This is a genomic window from Halobaculum saliterrae (genome assembly GCF_009831625.1).
Classification (GTDB): domain Archaea; phylum Halobacteriota; class Halobacteria; order Halobacteriales; family Haloferacaceae; genus Halobaculum; species Halobaculum saliterrae.
On sequence record NZ_WUUS01000009.1, the window covers coordinates 1 to 20,266 of the forward strand.

Annotated in this window: 19 protein-coding genes and 1 pseudogene; 5 read left to right on the forward strand and 15 right to left on the reverse strand. The window is 71.5% G+C overall.

Annotated features, from left to right (window positions below; translation table 11 throughout):
- The 7 genes and pseudogenes from GRX01_RS13830 to GRX01_RS13860 form a co-directional block, all read right to left on the reverse strand.
- Positions 1–622, reverse strand: a pseudogene (locus GRX01_RS13830) (VWA containing CoxE-like protein); the annotation flags it as partial.
- 7 nt (positions 623–629) lie between these two features.
- Positions 630–1,631, reverse strand: a complete 1,002-nt coding sequence (locus tag GRX01_RS13835; RefSeq protein ID WP_159668671.1) for an AAA family ATPase — start codon at positions 1,629–1,631, stop codon at positions 630–632.
- Positions 1,628–2,797: an XdhC family protein gene (locus GRX01_RS13840; RefSeq protein ID WP_159668674.1), complete on the reverse strand. Its 1,170-nt coding sequence runs from the start codon at positions 2,795–2,797 to the stop codon at positions 1,628–1,630. The genes GRX01_RS13835 and GRX01_RS13840 overlap by 4 nt, the downstream gene beginning before the upstream one ends.
- A gap of 69 nt (positions 2,798–2,866) precedes the next feature.
- The gene (locus GRX01_RS13845) at positions 2,867–5,377 is read right to left on the reverse strand and encodes an aerobic carbon-monoxide dehydrogenase large subunit (RefSeq protein ID WP_159668677.1); all 2,511 of its coding nucleotides are present in this window, start codon (positions 5,375–5,377) and stop codon (positions 2,867–2,869) included.
- The gene (locus tag GRX01_RS13850) at positions 5,374–6,084 is read right to left on the reverse strand and encodes a (2Fe-2S)-binding protein (protein WP_321168120.1); all 711 of its coding nucleotides are present in this window, start codon (positions 6,082–6,084) and stop codon (positions 5,374–5,376) included. The genes GRX01_RS13845 and GRX01_RS13850 overlap by 4 nt, the downstream gene beginning before the upstream one ends.
- Entirely contained in the window at positions 6,081–6,968 is an 888-nt protein-coding gene (locus GRX01_RS13855; RefSeq protein WP_159668680.1) for an FAD binding domain-containing protein, read from the reverse strand. The genes GRX01_RS13850 and GRX01_RS13855 overlap by 4 nt, the downstream gene beginning before the upstream one ends.
- On the reverse strand, positions 6,968–7,561 hold the full coding sequence (locus GRX01_RS13860) for a CoxG family protein (protein ID WP_201289604.1): 594 nt from the start codon (positions 7,559–7,561) through the stop codon (positions 6,968–6,970). The genes GRX01_RS13855 and GRX01_RS13860 overlap by 1 nt, the downstream gene beginning before the upstream one ends.
- Before the next feature lie 208 nt (positions 7,562–7,769).
- On the opposite strand from GRX01_RS13860, the gene GRX01_RS13865 reads away from it, so the two are divergent.
- Entirely contained in the window at positions 7,770–9,131 is a 1,362-nt protein-coding gene (locus GRX01_RS13865) for a molybdopterin molybdotransferase MoeA (protein WP_201289605.1), read from the forward strand.
- Complete coding sequence (locus GRX01_RS13870; protein WP_159668683.1) at positions 9,128–9,805, forward strand: nucleotidyltransferase family protein; 678 nt, start codon at positions 9,128–9,130, stop codon at positions 9,803–9,805. Before GRX01_RS13865 ends, GRX01_RS13870 begins: the two co-directional genes overlap by 4 nt.
- A gap of 22 nt (positions 9,806–9,827) precedes the next feature.
- Here the strand turns inward: GRX01_RS13870 and GRX01_RS13875 are convergent, their stop codons facing one another.
- The 4 genes from GRX01_RS13875 to gcvPA all read right to left on the reverse strand — a co-directional run bounded on the left by GRX01_RS13875 (position 9,828) and on the right by gcvPA (position 13,618).
- On the reverse strand, positions 9,828–9,995 hold the full coding sequence (locus GRX01_RS13875; protein ID WP_159668686.1) for an AbrB/MazE/SpoVT family DNA-binding domain-containing protein: 168 nt from the start codon (positions 9,993–9,995) through the stop codon (positions 9,828–9,830).
- A 38-nt stretch (positions 9,996–10,033) separates the two neighbouring features.
- Positions 10,034–10,345: a hypothetical protein gene (locus GRX01_RS13880; protein ID WP_201289606.1), complete on the reverse strand. Its 312-nt coding sequence runs from the start codon at positions 10,343–10,345 to the stop codon at positions 10,034–10,036.
- Positions 10,346–10,641: 296 nt separating this feature from the next.
- Positions 10,642–12,225, reverse strand: coding sequence for an aminomethyl-transferring glycine dehydrogenase subunit GcvPB (gene gcvPB, locus GRX01_RS13885; protein ID WP_159668689.1), 1,584 nt, complete (start codon positions 12,223–12,225; stop codon positions 10,642–10,644).
- Between the two features lie 52 nt (positions 12,226–12,277).
- Positions 12,278–13,618, reverse strand: coding sequence for an aminomethyl-transferring glycine dehydrogenase subunit GcvPA (gcvPA, locus tag GRX01_RS13890; protein WP_159668692.1), 1,341 nt, complete (start codon positions 13,616–13,618; stop codon positions 12,278–12,280).
- Positions 13,619–13,785: 167 nt separating this feature from the next.
- Between gcvPA and GRX01_RS13895 the strand changes: the two genes are divergently transcribed.
- Positions 13,786–13,983 (forward strand): hypothetical protein, encoded by a 198-nt coding sequence (locus tag GRX01_RS13895; RefSeq protein ID WP_201289607.1) that lies wholly within the window; start codon positions 13,786–13,788, stop codon positions 13,981–13,983.
- 13 nt (positions 13,984–13,996) lie between these two features.
- On the opposite strand, the gene GRX01_RS13900 is transcribed toward GRX01_RS13895, so the two are convergent.
- The 3 genes from GRX01_RS13900 to GRX01_RS13910 all read right to left on the reverse strand — a co-directional run bounded on the left by GRX01_RS13900 (position 13,997) and on the right by GRX01_RS13910 (position 16,772).
- A complete protein-coding gene (locus GRX01_RS13900) occupies positions 13,997–15,004 on the reverse strand; it encodes a hypothetical protein (protein ID WP_159668695.1) in 1,008 nt (335 codons plus the stop codon).
- Between the two features lie 149 nt (positions 15,005–15,153).
- Complete coding sequence (gcvH, locus tag GRX01_RS13905; RefSeq protein ID WP_159668698.1) at positions 15,154–15,528, reverse strand: glycine cleavage system protein GcvH; 375 nt, start codon at positions 15,526–15,528, stop codon at positions 15,154–15,156.
- A gap of 53 nt (positions 15,529–15,581) precedes the next feature.
- Complete coding sequence (locus GRX01_RS13910) at positions 15,582–16,772, reverse strand: glycine cleavage system aminomethyltransferase GcvT (RefSeq protein WP_159668701.1); 1,191 nt, start codon at positions 16,770–16,772, stop codon at positions 15,582–15,584.
- A 162-nt stretch (positions 16,773–16,934) separates the two neighbouring features.
- Here GRX01_RS13910 and GRX01_RS13915 point away from each other — a divergent pair, with 162 nt between their 5' ends.
- Positions 16,935–18,638 carry a sensor histidine kinase gene (locus GRX01_RS13915; protein ID WP_159668704.1) on the forward strand — a complete coding sequence of 568 codons (1,704 nt, stop codon included), beginning with the start codon at positions 16,935–16,937 and terminating at the stop codon, positions 18,636–18,638.
- Here the strand turns inward: GRX01_RS13915 and gap are convergent.
- Positions 18,632–19,690 carry a type I glyceraldehyde-3-phosphate dehydrogenase gene (gene gap, locus GRX01_RS13920; RefSeq protein ID WP_159668707.1) on the reverse strand — a complete coding sequence of 353 codons (1,059 nt, stop codon included), beginning with the start codon at positions 19,688–19,690 and terminating at the stop codon, positions 18,632–18,634. The genes GRX01_RS13915 and gap overlap by 7 nt on opposite strands.
- Before the next feature lie 171 nt (positions 19,691–19,861).
- Between gap and GRX01_RS13925 the strand changes: the two genes are divergently transcribed.
- Positions 19,862–20,245: an Hsp20/alpha crystallin family protein gene (locus GRX01_RS13925; protein ID WP_159668711.1), complete on the forward strand. Its 384-nt coding sequence runs from the start codon at positions 19,862–19,864 to the stop codon at positions 20,243–20,245.
- The last annotated feature ends 21 nt before the right edge of the window (positions 20,246–20,266 follow it).

Consider the following 20,266-nt stretch of genomic DNA (forward strand, 5'->3'; position numbering starts at 1 on the left):
CGCTCTCGACGGCGCTCGCGCGCCGGCGGTCCCCGTCGCCGGGGTCGGCCGCCCGCTCGCCGGTCGCGTGGCGGCGCCCGGTGGGGATGCGGACCTCCACGTCGCCGTCGGCGTCGCCGCCCTCCATATCCGGCGGCTCGGCCCCCTCCAGCGTATCGGCGTCGGAGGCCGCGGCCCCGTCGTCGGCGTCCGGCCCGGCTCCGTCGTCGTCCGGACCGTCCTCGCCCCCCGCCTCGGGCCCGTCGTGGTCGGTCGCGACCGCCGAGATCCCCGACCGAAGCCGGTGCCAGAACGACGGGAACGCGGAATCGAACGCGTCGGCGTCCTCCGCCGACGAGAGCAGCGACGCCCGCAGCGCCGCCTCGACGGCCTCGCGGTCGGACAGCCCGACGACCGAGAGCGCCCGGCCCGCCGACAGCGTCGCGCTCGGGGGGACCTCGACGCCGTCGTCCCGGAGCACGGCCGCCAGCCGGACGAGCTCGATCAGGACGTGTCGCCGCGCCGCTCGGAAGTCGGGGACCCCGTCGTCCGCGCTCGGACCGCCGCCGCGGCCCGTCGGCTCGTCGAGGCCGTTCGAGGGCGGGTCGGGCTCGGGGTCCGTCGGCGGGGACGGGGGGATCATGCGTGGCTCACTCCGCGGTCGGGCCGAGCGGTCCGGCCTCGGCGGCCGCCGCCCGAAGCGTCTCCAGCAGGTCGGCGTCGACCCGCTCGACGTCCTCGACCTCCTTGAGCAGGCAGCCGATCGTCCGCTCGATCTCCTCGCCCGACAGCGGCTTGTCGCCGTCGTCGTGGCGGAGGTGTGCGACCGCGCGGGCCCAGTCGAGCGTCTCGGCGACCCCCGGCCGCTTCAGGAACGCCTCCTCGCGCAGGCGCGCGACGACCGCGCACACCTCCGCGGCGACCGCGGCGTCCAGCTCGGGCACCTTCCGCCGGACGATCTCGTACTCCGTCTCGAACGACGGCGGCTCGACGTTGAGGTACAGACAGCGACGCTTCAGCGCGTCGCTCAGCCCTCGCGTCCGGTTCGAGGTGAGGATCACGACCGGCGGCCGCTCGGCCGTGACGGTGCCCAGCTCGGGGATCGACACCTGGAAGTCCGACAGCAGCTCCAGCAGGAACGCCTCGAACTCCTCGTCGGCGCGGTCGATCTCGTCGATGAGCAACACCGGCGGCGTCCCGCCCTCCGTGCGCAGCGCCCGCAGCAGCGGTCGCTCGAGGAGGTACTCCTCGTCGAACACGGAGCCGTGTCGGTCGGCCGCGCCCGGCGGCGACTCGTCGACGGCGGATGCTGCGGCGGAGTCGGCGGTCCCCCCGGCGACGCTCCCCTCGTCAGCCTGCACGGCGAGCAGCTGCTTCGTGTAGTTCCACTCGTAGAGGGCGTTCTCGGCGGTGAGCCCCTCGTAACACTGCAGGCGGATGAGCTCGGTGTCGAACGCCTCGGCGAGCACCTTCCCGAGCTCGGTCTTCCCGCTGCCCGGCGGCCCCTCGACGAGGAGCGGCCGCTCCAGCCGCAGCGCGAGGTCGACCGTCGTCACCGTGCGGTCGTCGGCGACGTAGTCCGCCGCCTCGAACCGCTCGGCGAGGTCGGCCTCCGACACCCGGCCGAACGGGTCGTCGTCTCCCCGCGTCATGAGGTGGCGGCGCCCTCCGTGTCGGCGTCGAGGTACTCGTCGGGGTCGGCCGCGAAGGAGTCGGCACAGCCGCGGCAACAGAAGTGGTACGTCTCGCCGTCGTACTCGACCGTGTCGGCCGCCGACGCCGGGTCGACGGTCATCCCGCAGACTGGGTCGACGGCCTCCTCGGCCTCGCCCGAGGTGTCGGTATCGGCGTCCGTGTCGGCCTCGTCATCGGTGTCCGTATCGGCCCCGTCGTCGGCGTCCGTGTCGGCGTCGGACTCCACGGACCCCGAGTCGTCGCCCGCGGCCGCGCCGGCGACCGGCTGGCCGCCGCCCCCGCGGCCCGGCCGCTCGTCGACGACCTCCGCGAGCAGGCTGGCGGCGATCTCGGCGGGTGTGTACGCCGCGACGTCGACCCCGGCGGGGTTCGTCACTCGATCCGCGACCGCCTCGGGATCGGCGTCGACCAGCCCCGCGGCGGTCTCGACGACCTCTCCCGCGCGGGTGTCGCTTGCAACCAAGCCGACGTAGGGGGCGTCCGCGAGCACGCCGGCGGCGACGCCGCGGGCGTCGAACGATCCCATCGTCGCGACGACCACCAGCGGCTCGGGACCGACCGCGTCGGCGACAGCCGACGGCTCGGTGTCGGTCAGTACGCGCGTCCCGTCGGGCAGGCCCGACTCGTCGCCGTCGGGGTCCACCAGGACCACGTCGACGGCGAGCTCCGCGGCCAGCCGGGCGAGCGACCGCGCCGCCGGCGAGCCGCCGACGATCACCAGCTCCTGCCGGGGGCGCACCGGCTCGACGAACAGCTCCAGGACGCCCTCGCTGTGGCACGTCATCGGGAACGCCTCCAGTCCCGGGCGGTCCACGTCGTCGGGGTCTGGCGCGATCCCGATCAGCCGGGGCTCGCCCGCCTCGATGACCTCGGCGGCCTGCGTCGCGGCGATCGTCTGCGCGCAGGCGGCGCCGCCGATCCAGCCGCGGAGCTCGCCGTCGCGGGTGACGACCGCGCGGTCGCCGACGTTCGCGGACACCGGCGGCTCCCGGCGGACGACCGTCACCCGGGCGTACGGTTCCCCGGCGGCGGCGAGGTCGCGCTCGAGGGCGGCGACGTCGCCGTCGGCGTCGCCGGGGCTGTGCTGGGTCGCGGTCGGTTCCTCGTCGGTGTCGTGTGTCATGAGTAGTGTGGTGGGGCGCGTCGGGAGGACCCGGTCGACGGGGTCGACCGGGTTCGTTCGGGGAGGCGATCAGTCGTCGGCCGGTTCGCCCGCGCCGTCGTCGTCGAACTCGAAGGCGACGTTGTCGGCCGGGCCGATATCCAGGCCGTGCTCGGAGAGCGTCTTCCAGACCCGGTCGGGCGTCATCGGCATCTCGACGTGGGAGACGCCGGCGTGGCTCATCGCGTCCGTGACGGCGTTCACGATCGCCGGCGGCGAGCCGACGGTCGGCGACTCGCCGACCCCCTTCGCGCCGATCGGGTGGTGCGGCGACGGCGTCACCGTGTGGCCCGTCTCGAAGTTCGGGATCTCGTTGGCCGTCGGGAGGAGGTAGTTCATGAAGTCGCCGCCGGTGACGTTGCCGTTGTCGTCGTAGGTGACCTCCTCGAGCATCGCGGTGCCGATCCCCTGGGCGAGGCCGCCGTGGATCTGCCCCTCGATGATCATGGGGTTGATGCGGTTGCCGCAGTCGTCGACGGCGACGAACTTCTCGAACTCGACCTCGCCGGTCTCGCGGTCGACCTCGACGACCACGACGTACGAGCCGAACGGGTACGTCATCTCCGGCGGGTCGTAGTAGTTCGTCGCCTCCAGTCCGGGCTCCTCCTGGTCGGGGTGGTTCATGAAGGCGCCCGCGGCGATTTCGGTGATGGTGATCGAGCGGTCGGGCGCGCCGGCGACGTGGAACTCGCCGGACTCGCGGTCCCACTCGATGTCCTCCTCGGCGGCCTCCAGCTCGTTGGCCGCGATCGACTTCGCCTTGTCGCGCACCTTCCGGGCGGCGACGGCCGCGGCCGCGCCCGCGACGGGCGTCGACCGCGAGCCGTACGTGCCGAGCCCGTACGGCTCGGTGTCGGTGTCGCCGTGCTCGACGACGATGTCGTCGACGTCCATTCCGAGCTCCTCCGCGACGATCTGGGCGAAGGTGGTCTCGTGGCCCTGCCCCTGCGTCTGGACGCCGACCCGGAGGACGGCGTTGCCCGTGGGGTTGACCCGCAGGTCCGCGGAGTCGAACATCTCGATGCCCGCGATGTCACACTGCTTGCCGGGGCCGGCGCCGACGACCTCCGTGAAGGAGGAGACGCCGATGCCGAGGAGCTTGTCGGCGTCGTTCTCGATGCGACGACGCTGCTCCTCGCGGTACTCCTCGTAGTCGGCCATCTCCAGCGCCTTGTCCAGCGCCTTCTCGTAGTCGCCGGAGTCGTAGTTCCACCCCGTCGCCGACTCGTACGGGAAGGCGTCGGAGGGGATGAAGTTCTTCCTGCGGACCTCCGTCGGGTCCATGTCGAGCTCGTCGGCGAGCACCTTCACCATTCGCTCGATGAGGTACACCGCCTCCGTCACCCGGAACGAGCAGCGGTAGGCGACCCCGCCGGGCGCAGTGTTCGTGAACGCCGCCGTCAGCGAGCCGTAGGCGGCGTCGATGTCGTAGGAGCCGGTGAAGATGTTGAAGAAGCCCGCGGGGAACTTCGACGGCTGGGCGGCCGCGTTGTACGCGCCGTGGTTGGCGAGCACGTCGACGCGGACCGCCTCGATCTCGCCGTCCTCGGTGGCGGCGATCTCGCCGGTCATCTCGTAGTCGCGGGCGAACCCGGTCGTCTGGATGTTCTCCGAGCGCTCCTCGACCCACTTCACCGGCTGTTCGAGCACGTACGACGCCGCCGCGGCGACGACGTACCCCGGATAGATGGGCACCTTGTTGCCGAAGCCGCCGCCCACGTCCGGGCTCACGATCCGGACCTTGTGCTCGGGGATGCCCGACACCTGCGAGAACAGGGTGCGGTGGGCGTGGGGCGCCTGGGAGGTCATGTGGACGGTCATCTTGTCCTTGCCGGGGTCCCAGTCGGCGACCGCGCCGCACGTCTCGATGGGCGCGGGGTGGAGCCGCTGGTACTCCATGTCCTCCTCGACGGTGACGTCGGCGGCGTCGAACGCGCGCTGGGTCTCCTCCTCGTTGCCGGTGTCCCAGTCGAAGATGTGGTTGTCCTCCTGGTCCTCCAGTTCGTCGCGGACGAGGGGAGCGTCCTCCTTCAGCGCCTCCTCGGCGTCGACGACCGGGTCGAGCACGTCGTACTCGACCTCGACCTTCTCGGCGCCGTCCTTGGCGGCGTAGCGGTCCTTCGCGATGACGGCGGCGACCTCCTGGGACTGGAACTTCACCTTGTCGTTGACGAGCACGTCCTGGGTGTCGTCCATCAGGGTGGGCATCGTCGCCAGGTCGTGCTCCAGCAGGTCGTCGGCGGTGAGCACCGCGACGACGTCGTCCATCGCCATCGCGCGGGAGCCGTCGATCTCCTCGATTCGGGCGTGCGCGTGGGGACTCCGGACGATCTCGCAGTGGAGCATCCCCGGCTTCTTGATGTCGTCGACGTAGTCGCCGCGGCCGGTGATGAACCGCTTGTCCTCCTTGCGACTCACCTCCTCGCCCATGCCGCCGCGGCCGTGGCCGCAGTGCTTCTCCGGGTCGGGACCGTCGTCCTCCGGGTGCTGGTACTCCGTCTCCGCGTCCGGAACGTCCGGGTTGTCGGGTTCGCTGCTCATTCGTCGTCACCTCCCATGTGCTCGGTGTCGAACTGTGCGGGCGGGTCCTCGCCGGGATGGGTCTCGTCCGTCGACGGACCGCCACAGCAGTCCTCGCGGCCGCAGAAGGTGTCCGCGTCGCCGGCGTCGGCCTCGTACAGCGGGCCGTCCGCCGGGTCCGGGCCGCCGTCACCGGCTGTGTCGGCCGCGAGCGCCCCGCCGTCGGCGGCGACGCGCTCGGCGTCGTCGAGCTCGTCGGCGGCGTACTCGATCGCCTTCACGATGTTCTGGTAGCCGGTACACCGACAGAGGTTCCCGCTGATCGCCTCGCGGATCTCCTCCTCGTCGGGGTCGGGGTTCTCCTCGAGCAGGGCCTTCCCGGCCATCAGCATGCCCGGCGTGCAGTAGCCGCACTGGAGGCCGTGCTCCTCCTTGAACCCCTCCTGCAGGGGGTGCAGCTCCGGCCCAGCGTCCGGGAGGTCCTCCATCCCCTCGACGGTGAGGATCTCGCTGCCGTCGGCCTGCGCCGCGAACATCAGGCAGGACTTGATCGGCTCGCCGTCCACGAGGACGGTGCAGGCGCCGCAGTTGCCCGTGTCACAGCCGATGTGGGTGCCCGTCATGCCCAGGTCCTCCCGGATCGCGTGGACGAGCAGGCGCCGCGGCTCGACCTCGATCGTGTGCTCGGTACCGTTGACCGTCAGCGTGATCTCGCGTTCGTCGCTCACTGTGTAACCCTCCGTTTGACCGCGCCGGCCCGCTCGGCGGCGTCGCCGAGCGCCCGCTGTGCCAGCACGTCGACCATGCGCTCCTTGTAGGAGGCGTCGCCGTGTTCGTCGGACTCGGGGTTCGACGCCTCGGCCGCCAGCTCGCCCGCCTCCTCGAACAGCTCCGGGCTCGGGCGCTCGCCCTCGAGCGCCTCCTCGGCCTCGCTCGCGCGGGCGTTCGTGATGTCGACGGCGGTCATGCCGATGCCGGCCGACTCGATCCGCCCGTCGTCGTCGAACCGCAGCCGCGCCGCGACGCCGGCCATCGCGTAGTCGCCGGTCTTGCGCTTCAGCTTGTGGTAGGCGCTTCCCTCCCGGTCGGCCGGGGTGGGGACGCGCGCCTCCGTGATGAGCTCCTCCTCGCCCAGCGTCGTGTCGTACGGGAGCAGGAAGAACTCGTCCGCGGGGATCGCCCGCTCGCCGTCGGGGCCCTCCACGACGACCTCGCCGTCGTGGGCGATGAGGACGCTCCCCCAGTCGCCCTTGGGGTCCGCCTGCGCGACGGAGCCGACGACGGTGCCGCGATTTCGGATCTGGGGGTCCGCCACGAGCGGCGCCGTGTCGGCGAAGCTACCGTAGCGCTCGTCGATCAGGTCGGAGTCCTCCACGTCGGCGTGGCGCGCGAGCGCCCCGAGCTTCAGGTAGCCGTCCTCCTCGCGGAGGTACTCCAGCGAGTCGATGCCGTTGATGTCGACGACCACGTCGGGGTTCGCCAGGCGGAACCGCAGCATCGGCACGAGGCTCTGCCCGCCCGCGAGGATCGTCGGGTCGTCGAGGCTCTCCAGCAGGCTGACGGCCTCGGAGACGCTCTCGGGCTCGTGGTGTTCGAACGGTGCGGACTTCATCAGAACATCCCCCGGATCTTGTCGGTGACGCCGGAGTCGGTCTCCTCCACGTCGGTCATCTGCGCCTCGATGTCGCTGAAGAAGTTGTTCACGATCTTGTTGGCGACCGGGTTGATCACCCGACCGCCGAGCTGTGCGATCCGCCCGGAGATGTCGGCCTCGGTCCACCACTCGATGCGGGAGCCGTCGCCCTCCTCCTGCGGGTGGATGTGCATCCCCGACTCCATGCTGAAGCTGCTGCCGCTCGCGGAGCCGGAACCGGTCGCGGTCATGACGAACTCCTCCTCGTCGCGGTCCTCGATGGTGACCGTCGTCTCGAACTTCGGCTTCACGCTGCCGACGCCCACCTGCATCAGCGCGGCGTACTTCTGTCCCCCCCGGAACGCCCGGGCGGCGACCTCGTCGGGGTCCGCCTCCGGCAGCGTCTCGATGTCCTCCTCGGGCTCGTAGGAGTCCCACTCGAAGGAGTCGTCCATCGGGGTGATGTACGCGCACCCCTTCAGCGAGTCCCGGACCGCGATCGGGTCCGAGAGGACGACCCACGCCTTCTCCGGCGGGACGCCGTCGAGCTCGAACTCGCCGTCGAACTCCATCAGCCGTCCACCTCCGCCGTCGGTGTCGTTCGCTGTCCCGTGCCCGTCATCTTTTATAGCACCCCACTATGTGCATACTATTACCTCGGCCTATGGTATGCGGTAGCACCCAAATAAAAGTTCATGACCTCGGAACCGTCGCCGGACGTTTACCCGCGAGCGCGCCAGAGGCGTTCGGGAACGATGACGCAGGACACCCGGAGGAACGATGACGAACGATGACCGCGCGACCGGGGGAACCGACGGCGACCGAGACGGCGAGCCCGGCCGCGACCACGGACCCGGCCGTGACGACACGTCCGACAGCGACGACGGGTCGGACCAGAACCACGAACCCGACCACGACCACGGGTCAGACCACGATCACGACGGGCTGATCGGGTGGCGGGAGGGCGCCGACCGCGTCGGCGACCTCCGCGGTCGCCTGCTCGATCGGGTCGGGACCGGGACCGTCGACATCGACCGCATCGCGGGCCGGACGCTCGCGGAGGGGCTGGACGCGCCCCGGGCGGTGCCGGACCGGAGCCACTCGACGATGGACGGCTACGCGTTCGCCGCCGGCGACGACTACCCGTTGGCGGTGATCGAGGCCGACGTGTTCCCGGAGGACGACCCGCCCGAACTCGCCGCCGGCGAGGCGGTGCGGATCGCCACCGGGGCGCCGGTGCCCGACTCCGCGGACGCGGTGCTCAAGCGGGAGGAGGCGGCCGTCGAGGACGGACGGCTCACCGGGCCCGAACTCGACCCCGGTACCTACGTCTACGAGCGCGGGAGCAACGTCGCCGAGGGCGAGCGGCTGTTCGAGGCCGGCGAGCGACTCGCGCCCCGGGACGCCCTCCTGCTCGGCGACCTGGGCGTCGACGAGGTGACCGTCCGCGAGCGGCTCTCGGTCGGACTGCTCGCCACGGGAACGGAGATCCACGAGGGCCGCAGCCGCGACCTCGACTCGCCCATGCTCGCGAACCTCGTCTCGGCGTGGGGCCACGAGCCGACCCACGAGGGCTCCGTCCCCGACGACTACGAGCGCGTCGAGTCGCGGATCGCCGCGCTCGCGGCCGAGCACGACGTGGTCGTCACCACGGGCGGAACGAGCGTCGGCGACAAGGACTACGTCGTCCGCGCGCTCGACGCGCTCGGCGAGGTGCTGTTCCACCGCGTCGCCCTCCGGCCGGGCAAGCCCATCGCGGTCGCGGACCTCCCGGAGCACGACGCGGTCGCCGTCGCCGTCCCCGGCAAGCCGGTCGGCGCCCACGCGGTGACGACGCTCGTGGCCCGACCGCTGTTCACCGGCGAGTCCGAGCTCTCGACCGTCGAGGCGACCCTCTCGACCGACGTGGGGATCGGTCCGGCCGGGTTCACCTACGCCGTGCCGGTCGTCCTCGAGGACGAGACCGCGACGCCGCTTGGACACGCCGACTCCGCCCTGCAGGTGTACGAGGAGACGTTCGACCCCAGCGTGCTCTCATCGTCCACGCGGGCGACACGCGCGGACGGGTTCGTCCTCACGGAGTCGGGACTCGCCGCTGGCGACGCCGTCGACGTCGTCCCGTACCCGGCGGTCGAACGATGAGCGGCGGTGACCTCCCGGTCGTGTCGCCCCCGTTCGACGCCGAGGACGGGGACGGGGACGGGGACGGGGACGGGGACGGGGACGACGCCCCGCGCGTCGCCGGCGTCGTCCTCGCCGCCGGAACGAGCTCGCGTTTCGGCGAGCGGAACAAGCTCGTGGCGCCGGCGGGGGGCGACGGCGGCGAGCCGCTGGTCCGGGCGGCCGCCCGCACGCTGCTGGAGGCGGGCCTCGCGCCGGTCGTGGCGGTCGTCGGTCACGAGGCCGACCGCGTCGTCGACGCCCTCGACGGGCTCGACGTGCGGACGGTCCGCAACGACGAGTTCGAGAGCGGACAGGCGTCGTCAGTCCGGACCGGGATCGACGCCGTCGCGGCGGCGGAGCCGCCGGTCGACGCCGCGGTCGTCGCGCTCGGCGACATGCCGTTCGTCGACCCCGCGACGGTGCGGACGCTGGTCGACGCCTACGCCGCCGGCGTCGGCGGCGCGCTGGCGCCCGCCCACGAGGGTCGGCGGGGGAACCCGGTGCTGTTCGACCGACGGTTCTTCGATCCCCTGACCGACGTTGACGGCGACGTCGGCGGCCGGGCGGTCCTCCTCGGGAGCGACGACTCGGCGCTCGTCGCCGTCGACGACCCCGGGGTCCGCCGGGACGTCGACGAGCCGACCGACCTGTGAGGCGGCGCGGCCCTCGACGGTGTCACTCCCCGTCGGATCCGTCGGGGTCGAGCTTCTCGACGACGATCTCGCCGTCACGGACGTGCCACTCGACTCGGTCGCCCGCGCCGACGTCGAGGAAGTTCCTGACCGACTTCGGGACGGTCGTGAGGTTCTTCTCGGAGACTTTCGTGTCCGTCAGCGTACCCATCGGTCCGGAGTAGACACGTAGCGCATACGTAGCTTTCGCTATGAGGGGGAGCCCGAGCGGGCGTCGGACCGGGTCGGCCCGCCCGACTCCCAGCGGTGGGTGCCGTTGTCGGAGGCCTTGGAGAAGTCGAGGTCGTAGCGGTCGGACTCGATGAGGACGGGCCCGGGGACGTACGCCCCGTCGCCGGCCGCGTCGAGGAGGTCGCGCTCGGCCATCGTCCCGAGGACGTCGCGGACTGTCCGCTCGCGACCGGCCAGGAGGTTCGCCTCCTCGACGACGGCCTCGACGGTGACCCGTCCCCGGAGCATCGCCAGCCGGATCGCCGCGACCCACGCCGGCTCGCGTCTCATCTCACGACACACGACCCGCACGATGAACAGGACACGTATATAGTTTCTTCCGCCACGGAACGATCGTAACCGCCGACGGTTTCACGGAGGGCGCCGCCGGCGACGGCGATGGCGCCGCCGGCGACGGCGATGGCGCCGCCGGAGCCTCACGGCACCGGAGAGGAGTAGGCCGGAAACGGCAGGTGAAGTCGGAGACGACCGCGACCGTGTCCGTTCGCGTCCGGGACCGCGGACGTGACGCCGACCGTTCGGGTGGGTCGGGGGCTACTCCCCGTCGCCCTCGCTCGCGGGTCGTGTCACTCCCCGCTCGCGTTCTCCGAGGCGCGTTGCGCCTCGCCCAGCGCGTGCCACGACAGCCGCGGGTTCCGCGCCGCGGAGGTCTGGTCGACCCGCCGGGCGGTCGTCTTCGTCGGCGCCGCGTGCAGTTCCTCGTCGGTGTCGGCGACCGCCTCGTTGAACGCGTTCGCCAGGTCCTCCAGCGAGCGCTTGTTCTCGACCTCCGTCGGCTCGGTCAGCATCGCCTCGGGCACCATCTCGGGCCACTTCGTCGTCGGCGGGTGGACGCCGTAATCGAGCATCCCCTTCGCCACGTCGGCGGCGTCGCGGTCCCCGGCGGTGGCGGCGAACTCGTGGTGGAACGGCCCGTACGGCACCTCCATGTCGAGCAGGCTCGCGAGGTAGTTCGCGTTCAGCGTCGCCTTCGCGGAGGCGTCGAGCAGCCCCTCGTCGCCCAGCCGCCGGATGTACGCGTACGCCCGGATCAACACGAGCCAGTTGCCCGAGAAGCCGTGCACCTTGCCGATGCTGTGTTCGGGATCGAACAGCTCGTACTCGTCGTCCTGCGCCGCGTCGTCCGTGTGACCGTGATCGTGGTCGTGACCCGTCAGCGCGCCGCCGTCGGCGGCGGTGGCGGTGTCGTCGGCGTCGCGCTCCGACGGGTCGCTCCGCTCCCCGTCCCCGTTCGAGGCGCTCCGCGCCTCGCGGACCCGCGGACGGGGCAGGAACGGCGCCAGTTCGTCGACGACGCCCACCGGCCCCGCGCCGGGACCGCCGCCGCCGTGGGGCGTGGCGAACGTCTTGTGGACGTTGTAGTGCATGATGTCGAAGCCCATGTCGCCCGGCCGGGCGCGGCCGAGCAGGGCGTTGAGGTTCGCGCCGTCGTAGTACAGCAGGCCGCCAGCGTCGTGGACCATGTCCGCGATCTCCGTGATGTCGCGCTCGAACAGCCCAACCGTGTTGGGGTTGGTGAGCATCAGCGCGGCGGTGTCCTCGGAGACGGCCGCCTCGAGCGCCTCCACGTCGACGCGGCCGTCCTCGCCGGAGGGGAGTTCGACCACGTCGTAGCCGGCCATCGCCGCGGTGGCGAAGTTGGTGCCGTGGGCCGACGCCGGGATGATCACCTCGGACTTGTCGTTGCCGTGGTGCTCGTGGTACGCCTTGGCGACGGCGATACCCGTGAACTCGCCGGCGGCGCCGGCGGGCGGCTGCAGCGTCACCGCGTCCATCCCGCCGATGGTCGCGAGGTACTCCTGCAGGCCGTGGAGGAGTTCGAGGTTCCCCTGCACGGTCTCGGGGTCACGGTCGGGGTGGACCGCCGCGTTCGGATCGGCGGCGACGGCGTCCGCGAACGAGGGGTTGTACTTCATCGTGCACGACCCCAGCGGGTACGGCCCCGCCTCGACGCTCCAGTTCATCTGCGACAGCCGGGTGTAGTGGCGCGCCAGTTCCGGCTCCGAGAGGCCGGGCAGCTCCAGCGAGTCGCGCGTCAGGTCGTCCGGCAGCGCCGAGCCCTCACCGGGGTCGAGCGCCGTCGAGTCCTTCTCCGACAGCAGCGGCTCGTTGCGCTCGTCGTCGCCGTAGCGGGCCTGATCGTAGTTCACGCGAGCCACCTCCGTGGCGAGGGTGAGCTCGTCGGACGCAGTCCGACGTAGTTCATGCCGTCACCTCCGCGACTGCGGCGACCAGATCGTCTGCCGCATCGACGTTCAGGTCGGTCACGCACACCTGCAGCGTCTCGTCGTCGAGGACGTGAACCGCGAAGCCGCGCTCCTCCAGTCCGGCGGCGACGCCGGGGGCGTCGTCGACGCCGACGGTGAACTCGCGGAAGTGGTGGCGGTCGTCCAGGGGCGCCTCGACCCCGTCCAGCGCGTCGAGGGAGGCCGCCACCGACGCCGCGTCGCGGACGCAGTCCTCGGCGAGGCCGACGAGCCCATCCGGGCCGAGGTACGCCGCGTGCATCGCCGCCCGAAGCGCCACCCACGCCTGGTTCGTGCAGATGTTCGACGTGGCCCGTTCCTTCCGGATGTGCTGCTCGCGCGTCTGCAGCGTCAGCGTGAACGCCCGGCGGTCGTCGGCGTCCTCGCTCTTCCCGACGAGGCGGCCGGGCACCTGCCGGAGGAACTCCTCCGAGCAGGCGAACAGCCCGAGCCCCATCCCGTAGCTCGCGGGGAGCCCGAGCGCGCCGGCCTCGCCGACGACCACGTCGGCGCCGACGGACGCCGGCTCCTCCAGCAGGGAGAGCGCGACCGGGTCCGAGCCGACGCAGAACAGCGCGTCGTGCTCGTCCGCGAGGTCGCCGATCGCCGCCAGATCGGGCTCGATGGCGCCCGTCACGGTCGGCGTCTCCGCGTACACGAACGTGGTGTCCTCGTCGACCGCGTCCGCGAGCGCGTCGAGGTCCGCGGTGTTGTCGGCGTAGGGGTACGTCTCGACGGTCAGGTCAGAGCCGTCGACGTAGTTGTCGAGCGTTCCGCGCTTCCCGTCGCGCAGGTCCTCGGGGACGAGGACGGTCGACCCGGAGGTCGAGCGGACGCGGTCGGAGAGGAGCGCCGCCTCCGCGAGCGCGGCCGCGGCGTCGTACATCGAGCAGTTGGCGATCGACAGCCCCGTCAGCTCGACGAGGATCGACTGGTACTCGAACAGCGCCTGGAGGAACCCCTGGGTGATCTCCGGCTGGTACTGCGTGTAGCTGGTGAGGAACTCCGAGCGCGACGAGAGGTCGTCGACGACCGCCGGAACGTAGTGGGAGTAGTGTCCCCGGCCGAGGAACTCGGTGAGGTCGTCGTTGCGGGCGAAGGTGTCCCGGAGGTCCGCCCTGACGGTTCGCTCGTCGCGCTGGGGGATGCCGAACTCCCCGTCGAAGGCGACCGCCTCGGGGATGTCGAACAGCTCGGCCTCGTCGTCGACGCCGAGCGCGTCCAGCATCGCTGCCGTCTCGTCGGCGGTGTGGGGCGCGAACGGCGACCCGCCCGTTCCCGCGGACCGTCCGCTCATCGGGGGACCTCCCCGACACGTCCGTGCGGGTTGATCGCCGCCACGTGTCCACGTCTGTCCATAGATATGCCTACGGCGCGCCCACCAAGAGTCGTTCGTTCCCGGGCGGTGCGGCCGGCTGTCGGCGCTGGCGTGAAGCGTATCCGTTCGCGGCGCCGAGCGACGGCGTGACCGACCCGATCGACCCGCCGAAGGCCGACCCGCTCGACGTGGACGAGGAGACGTCGGTGTCGCCGCGGCCGTACGCGGACCTCGTCACGGGCGTGATGGAGGCGCGCGACTGCGCGAGGCCCGTCGCCGAGGACTGGGTGGACGAGCACGGCCGCGAGGCGGCGGAGCGGTTCCTGCTCGCTCGGTGGGCCTGACGGGCACGACTCCCTAGCCCTCCGTCGTCGGCGTCTCGGTGAACGACGACTCCTCCACCCGTAGCGACGCCCAGTACACCGCCCCGTCGTAGCGGACGACGTACTCGCCGCTGGCGCGCCACGGCTCAGACTCGTGCTCCCACCCGAGAACCACGGGGTCGCGCTCGCGGAACCGGTCCACGAGCGAGCGAAGCGCCTCGCTCGGCTCCTCGTCGCTCGCGACGTGGTACCCCGAGCGGTCGTCGGCGTCGGGCGCCGGCGTCTCGGGGGCGACCGCGGCGTCGAGGATCTCGCGCTCCTCCCGGGGGAGCACCGCCAGCGAGAAGCCGAACCGCTCGCGGAGGTCGGCCCCGAACCCGGGCGCCGAGTCGATGCGCTCGGCCGTCAACTCGTAGGTGTACACGCTGTACGTCGACGCGTCGTCGGCCTCGAAGCGGGCGGCCCCGTCCGGCCAGACGACGACCGAGTATTCGGGATCGGGGACGAGTACCGAGTCCTCGACGGCCTCGGGCCGGTACGAGAGGCTGGTTCCGATCCCGATCGGTCGCTCGTCGTCGTAGCCCCGCTCGGCGAGCACCTCTCGGTCCACCGCCGGGAGGTCCCCGTACCGGATCCAGTCGCTCGGCCCGGGCGTCTCCTCGCCGTCGTCGACCCGGATCGGATCGATCGTCACGGAGAACGAGCGCAGCTCTCGGGAGTCGACCGCCTCGGCGTCGAACCGGTACACGCCGTCGTTCACGACGACCGGCCGGTCGGTCGGGAGCGGAGGATCGGTATCCTCGACGGCCGCCGAGCCGTTCGCGACGACGCGCTCGGCGATGGCGGCTCGCTCCCGCTCCGGTCGGTCCGGCTCGGTGTCAGGATCGAACGTCGTCAGCGCCTCCCGCGCGAGCCCGGCGTCGCTCTCGGCGGTCATTCGGAGGGAGGCGGTCGGGGAGGCCGCACAGCCGGTGCAGCCGCCGGCGGCCGTCGCCGCGAGCGTCGCCGTCGTCGCGAGGAACGACCGGCGATCGAGTTCCATGGTCGGCGTACACGACAGATCGACAAGAAGTATCCGGAGGCGAAAGCGGCGATTGTAGCGACCGGGCGTCGATCCGAGCGAGCGACGACCCACCCCGACGACCGGTCGTCGGTTCCGGCGATCCGACCGTCGGTTCCGGCGGTCGACCCTCAGGCGATCTGGTCGCGGTACTCGTCGGCCGAGAGCAGGTCGTCGAGGTCGCCCTCGTCGACGTCGAGTTCGAGCATCCAGCCGTCGCCGAACGGGTCCTCGTTGACGAGCTCGGGCGCGTCGAACAGGGCCTCGTTCACCGCGACCACGTCGCCGGTGATCGGTGAATACAGGTCCGAGACGGCCTTGATCGACTCGACGACGCCGAACTCGGCGCCCGCGTCCACGGCGTCGCCCTCGCTCGGGAGTTCGACGAAGACCACGTCGCCCAGTTCGTCCTGTGCGAAGTCGGAGATGCCGACGCGGCCCGTCTCCGGATCGATCCACTCGTGTGACTCGCGGTAGCGAAGGTCGTCGGGAACGTCGAAGCTCATCGTCTATCGGAGTTGCGGGGACGGGGGTACTTGGGTGTATCCGAACCGGCGCGCTACTCGAAGGGGACCGAGACGACCTTCGCGCGCTTCTCGCGCCCGCGGACGACCACCCTGACCTCGGTCCCGGGGTCTGTGAGGTCGACCGGGAGGTAGCCGAGCGCGATCGGCTTGTCGAGGCTCGGGCTCATCGTCCCCGAGGTGACCGTCCCGACGACGTGTCCGTCCTCGTTGGTCACGTCGTAGCCGTGGCGCGGGACACCGCGGTCGAGCAGTTCGATCCCGACGAACGTCTCCTCGACGCCCGCCTCCGCCTGCGCGGCGAGGGCGTCGCGCCCGACGAACTCGGCGTCGAGATCGACCGCGAAGCCGATGTCGGCCTCGTAGGGCGTCCGGGGCTCGTCCTCGGGGTCGAAGTCCTGGCCCGACAGGAGGAACCCCTCCTCGATGCGCAGCGTGTCGCGCGCGCCGAGGCCGCACGGCGTGGCGTCGGCGGCGAACAGCTCCCACACCGCCTCGGCGTCCGACCACGGACACAGCACCTCGAAGCCGTCCTCGCCGGTGTAGCCCGTCCGGGCGACCCAGCAGTCCGCGCCTGCGAGCGGCGCGAACGTCGCCGAGAACCGCGAGAGGTCGCGCACGTCCGGGCCGCCGTCGTCGACCGCGTCGGCGACGAGATCGGGCGCGTCGGGGCCCTGAACCGCGAACATGGCCCAGTCCTCGGTGACGTTTCGGACCTCGCAGTCGAGGCCCCACTCGTCGCGGTGGTCGACCCAGCGCTCGTGCATCTCTGCGTCGTGGCCCGCGTTCGGGATGAACAGGTACGCGGGGACCGTCTCGTGGTCGCCGCGGTCGGCGCCGCCGGTCTCGCCGACCCCGTCGCCGCCGACCGCGGCGTCCCCGTTCGCGCCGTGGCCGGGTCGCTCCTCGTCGGGGAGCCGGTAGACGACGGTGTCGTCGAGCATCACGCCGTCCTCGCGGGTGATCGCGGCGTACTGGGCGTCGCCCGGCGAGAGGCCGGTCACGTCGTTGGTCGTGAGGCGGTTCAGGAGGGTCGTCGCGTCGGGGCCGGCGACCTCGATCTCCCCCATGTGGGAGACGTCGAAGACGCCGGCCGACTCGCGCACCGCCGCGTGCTCGGCGCGGATCGAGTCGAACTCCACGGGCATGTCCCACCCGCCGAACTCGGTGAACTTCGCGTCGCGCTCGGCGTGGGCCTCGCGGAGGGGCGGCTTCCGGAGCGTCATACCCGCGAGGTCGGTCGGGGACGAGTAATGGTTTGGTATTCGGGTCGCCGGTGAGCCCCGTCCCCAGCGAGTCCCGTCCGCCGGCGATCCCCGTCCGCTGTCAATCCATCCTGATAATCCGAGGCGATCGTCTAAGTCGACCGGAGGACCGTACCCGAACGAATGGTCGAACTCGTGAGCAGCGGATCGTTCTACTGGTACGTACTTGCCTACGTCTTCGCGGTTGTCGGCTGCGCCGTCGCGCTCCGACGCGCGAGACGGGTCGACGACCGGGAGACCCGGGTGGGGCTGGTGGCGCTGCTCGTCACGAGCGGCAGTTGGGCGGCCGCACAGTTGGGGTACCTCGTCGCGCCGACCGGGACGCCCCAGTACGCGCTGTACCTGACCGGACTGATCGTCGGACTCACCACCATCGGCGGGTGGCTCTACTTCTGCTCGGCGTACACCGGCCGGTCGTTCCACCGGAACCGGACGTACCGCCGGCTCGCCGTGGCCGTGTACGTCGCCATCGTCGCCGTGAAACTGACCAACCCGTTCCACGGCCTGTACTTCACCGCCGAACCCATGACGACGCCGTTCCCCCACCTCGCGATCCAGCCGGGGCTGGCCCACTGGGTCGTCACGGGGTTGTCGTACTCGCTGGTCGCGGTCGGCTTCTTCATGCTGTTCGACCTGTTCCTCGAGGCGGACTTCGACACCCGCCCGCTCGCCGCGCTCCTGGCCGCGACCGCCCTCCCGGTGACGTTCGACATCGTCGAGATGACGAGCACGACGATCCCGGATCTGAGCCTCGAACCCGTGGGCGTCGCGGTGTTCGCGGTCGGGACGCTGTTCGTCTTCGAGGACCGGTTCCTCTCGATACAGCTGTCCGACGGCGTCGACGACGCGCTGATCTACCTCGACGGCGACGGCCGGATCCGGGAGGCGAACGGGCTCGCCCGCGAGCGCTTCCCCGAACTGCGCGGCGCACGGGGCCGGGCGCTGGAGGCCGTCCTCCCCGACGTCGCCTCGGCCCTCGGCGACGACGAGGGGATACTCGAACGGCGGGACGACGGCGGGGCGCGCTACTACCTCGTCTCCACGACGGAGTTCGTCCGCGGCGGCGGCGCGGTCGGGAGGCTGGCGATGGTGAGCGACGTGACCGACACCGAGCGGCGGAGGCGGGAGCTGGAGCGCCAGAACGACCAGCTCGAGTCGCTCGCGGCCGCGATGCGCCACGAGCTGCTCAACACCCTCCAGATCGTCGCCGGTCGCGTCGACATCGCGGGGAGGGAGCTGGAGTCCGGAGACGTCCAGTCCGCCCGGGAGTCGTTGCGGACCGCCTCGGGGACCGCCCGGCGAATGCGGGAGCTCGTCGAGGACTTCGCCGACGTGGCCCGGCAGGGCCGGACCGTCGAGGCGACCGAGTCGGTGCCGTTCGACGTGGCAGTCGGGGAGGCGTGGGCCGGGGTCGACACGGCCGACACGGAGCTCGTGCGCGACGCCGAGGGCACGGTCGAGGCCGACGCCGACCGCCTCGCCTCGCTGCTCGAGAGCGCGTTCCGCTTCTTCGTTCACAACGGCGCCGAGCGGATCACCGTTCGGCTCCACGAGGAGGGGTTCTCGGTCGCCGGCGACGGCGACGAACACCCCGACATGGACCCCGAGAGCTTCTTCGAGTACGGCGGCGCCGTTCCCGACGCCGAGGCCGGGATCGCGCTGCCGAACGTGCGGACGCTGGCGCGGGTCCACGGGTGGACGGCGACCGTCGACGCCGAGTACGACGACGGGGTCAAGCTGGTGGTGGAGAGGGCGTGTACCGAGCCGGCTCAGTCGGCAACGCGGTCCTCGGCGGCACGCGAGCCCCCCGCCTCGGGGGCTCAGTAGGCGTCGACGTACGCGGCCACGTCGAGCATGCGGTTCGAGAAGCCGTACTCGTTGTCGTACCACGTGAGGACCTTCGCGATCCCCTCGTCGTCGTCGCCGACGACGTTCGTCGACTGCAGGTCGACGTACGAGGAGAAGGGGAGCCCGAGGATGTCGCGGCTGACGACCTCGTCGTCGGTGTAGCCGAGCACGCCCGCGAGCGGGCCGGAATCGGCCGCGCCGCGGAACGCCTCGTTGATCTCGTCGGCCGAGGGCGACGACTCCAGGTCGACGACGAGCTCGGTGAGCGAGCCGTTCGGAACGGGCACGCGCATGGCCATGCCGTCGAGCTTGCCCTTCAGTTGGGGGAGGATCTCCGTCGCCGCCTGCGCGGCGCCCGTCGAGGTAGGCACGATGTTCTCCGCGGCCGCGCGGCCGCGCCGGGTCTTCGCCTTCGGTCCGTCGACGAGGTTCTGGCTCCCCGTGTACGCGTGAACCGTCGTCAGCGTCCCCGAGGCGATGCCGAACTCCTCGTCGAGCACCTTCGCGACCGGCGTCACGGAGTTGGTCGTACAGGAGGCGTTCGAGACGACCGACTCGCCCTCGTACTCCTCCTCGTGGTTCACGCCGTACACGAGCTGCTTGACGGGCTCGTCGCCCTTCGGCGGCGCGGAGATGATCGCCACGTCGGCGCCCGCCTCGACGTGCTTCCCGGCGTCGCCCTTGGTGCGGAAGACGCCGGTACACTCCAGCGCCACGTCCACGTCGAGGTCGTCCCACGGGAGGTCCGCCGGGGCCTGCTCGTCGAGGATCGGAACGGCGGTGTCGCCGACGCTCAGTTCCCGGGCGTCGGCGTCGTACTCGACCCCGTCGAGCCGACCCATCACGGAGTCGTAGGACGCCAGATACCGCATCTCCTCCCCCTCCATCACGTCGTTGATGCCCGCGAGCTCGACCCGCGGGTCCTCCAGCACCGCCCGGAAGACGTTGCGGCCGATCCGACCGAACCCGTTCAGCCCGACGCGGACCGGCTCGTCGACGTCGTCGCCGGCTGCGAGGTATGATTTACTCATATCCGAATTACCAATGGCCGGCGACTTATCGCTTGCGGGTGCATCGGAGCGAACCGAGCGGCACACGGCGGCGGGAGTCGCCACGGCGGCGCGCTCGCCGTGTCAGTGACAGGTCCGGACGCCGCCGGGGGGAGAAGGCTTATTCGGGGGAGCGAACTACCTCGGGCCAGAATGCGCGACGACCGCGACGATCCGTTCCGCGATATCTTCGACGAGATCGAGCGGATGATGAACGAGATGTCCGGCGCGGCGGCGGCGGGCGAGTCCGGCGGCGACGCCGGCTTCGGCGACGAGACCCACGTGTCGGTGTACGAGGAGGGACAGACGCTTCGCCTCGTGGCCGACCTGCCGGGGGTCGAGAAGGACGGCATCGACCTCCAGTGTGACGGCCGCACGCTCACGATCTCCGCGGAGGGCGCCGGCCGCCGCTTCGACGAGCGGGTTCGACTCCCCGTCCGTGTCGACGAGCACTCCGCGTCCGCGTCGTTCAACAACGGCGTGCTCGAGGTCACCTTCGACGCGCTGGAGCCCTCCGCCGACATCGACGTGGAGTAGTTCGCACGCTCGCTCGGCTCC

Excerpts from the sequence above, each read along its gene's own strand:
- GRX01_RS13835 (WP_159668671.1), bottom strand. The coding sequence starts at position 1,631 with ATGACGCGGGGAGACGACGACCCGTTCGGCCGGGTGTCGGAGGCCGAC.
- GRX01_RS13840 (WP_159668674.1), bottom strand. The coding sequence starts at position 2,797 with ATGACACACGACACCGACGAGGAACCGACCGCGACCCAGCACAGCCCC.
- GRX01_RS13845 (WP_159668677.1), bottom strand. The coding sequence starts at position 5,377 with ATGAGCAGCGAACCCGACAACCCGGACGTTCCGGACGCGGAGACGGAG.
- GRX01_RS13855 (WP_159668680.1), bottom strand. The coding sequence starts at position 6,968 with ATGAAGTCCGCACCGTTCGAACACCACGAGCCCGAGAGCGTCTCCGAG.
- GRX01_RS13860 (WP_201289604.1), bottom strand. The coding sequence starts at position 7,561 with ATGGAGTTCGACGGCGAGTTCGAGCTCGACGGCGTCCCGCCGGAGAAG.
- GRX01_RS13865 (WP_201289605.1), top strand. The coding sequence starts at position 7,770 with ATGACGAACGATGACCGCGCGACCGGGGGAACCGACGGCGACCGAGAC.
- GRX01_RS13870 (WP_159668683.1), top strand. The coding sequence starts at position 9,128 with ATGAGCGGCGGTGACCTCCCGGTCGTGTCGCCCCCGTTCGACGCCGAG.
- GRX01_RS13875 (WP_159668686.1), bottom strand. The coding sequence starts at position 9,995 with ATGGGTACGCTGACGGACACGAAAGTCTCCGAGAAGAACCTCACGACC.
- GRX01_RS13880 (WP_201289606.1), bottom strand. The coding sequence starts at position 10,345 with ATGAGACGCGAGCCGGCGTGGGTCGCGGCGATCCGGCTGGCGATGCTC.
- gcvPA (WP_159668692.1), bottom strand. The coding sequence starts at position 13,618 with ATGAGCGGACGGTCCGCGGGAACGGGCGGGTCGCCGTTCGCGCCCCAC.
- GRX01_RS13900 (WP_159668695.1), bottom strand. The coding sequence starts at position 15,004 with ATGGAACTCGATCGCCGGTCGTTCCTCGCGACGACGGCGACGCTCGCG.
- gcvH (WP_159668698.1), bottom strand. The coding sequence starts at position 15,528 with ATGAGCTTCGACGTTCCCGACGACCTTCGCTACCGCGAGTCACACGAG.
- GRX01_RS13910 (WP_159668701.1), bottom strand. The coding sequence starts at position 16,772 with ATGACGCTCCGGAAGCCGCCCCTCCGCGAGGCCCACGCCGAGCGCGAC.
- GRX01_RS13915 (WP_159668704.1), top strand. The coding sequence starts at position 16,935 with ATGGTCGAACTCGTGAGCAGCGGATCGTTCTACTGGTACGTACTTGCC.
- gap (WP_159668707.1), bottom strand. The coding sequence starts at position 19,690 with ATGAGTAAATCATACCTCGCAGCCGGCGACGACGTCGACGAGCCGGTC.
- GRX01_RS13925 (WP_159668711.1), top strand. The coding sequence starts at position 19,862 with ATGCGCGACGACCGCGACGATCCGTTCCGCGATATCTTCGACGAGATC.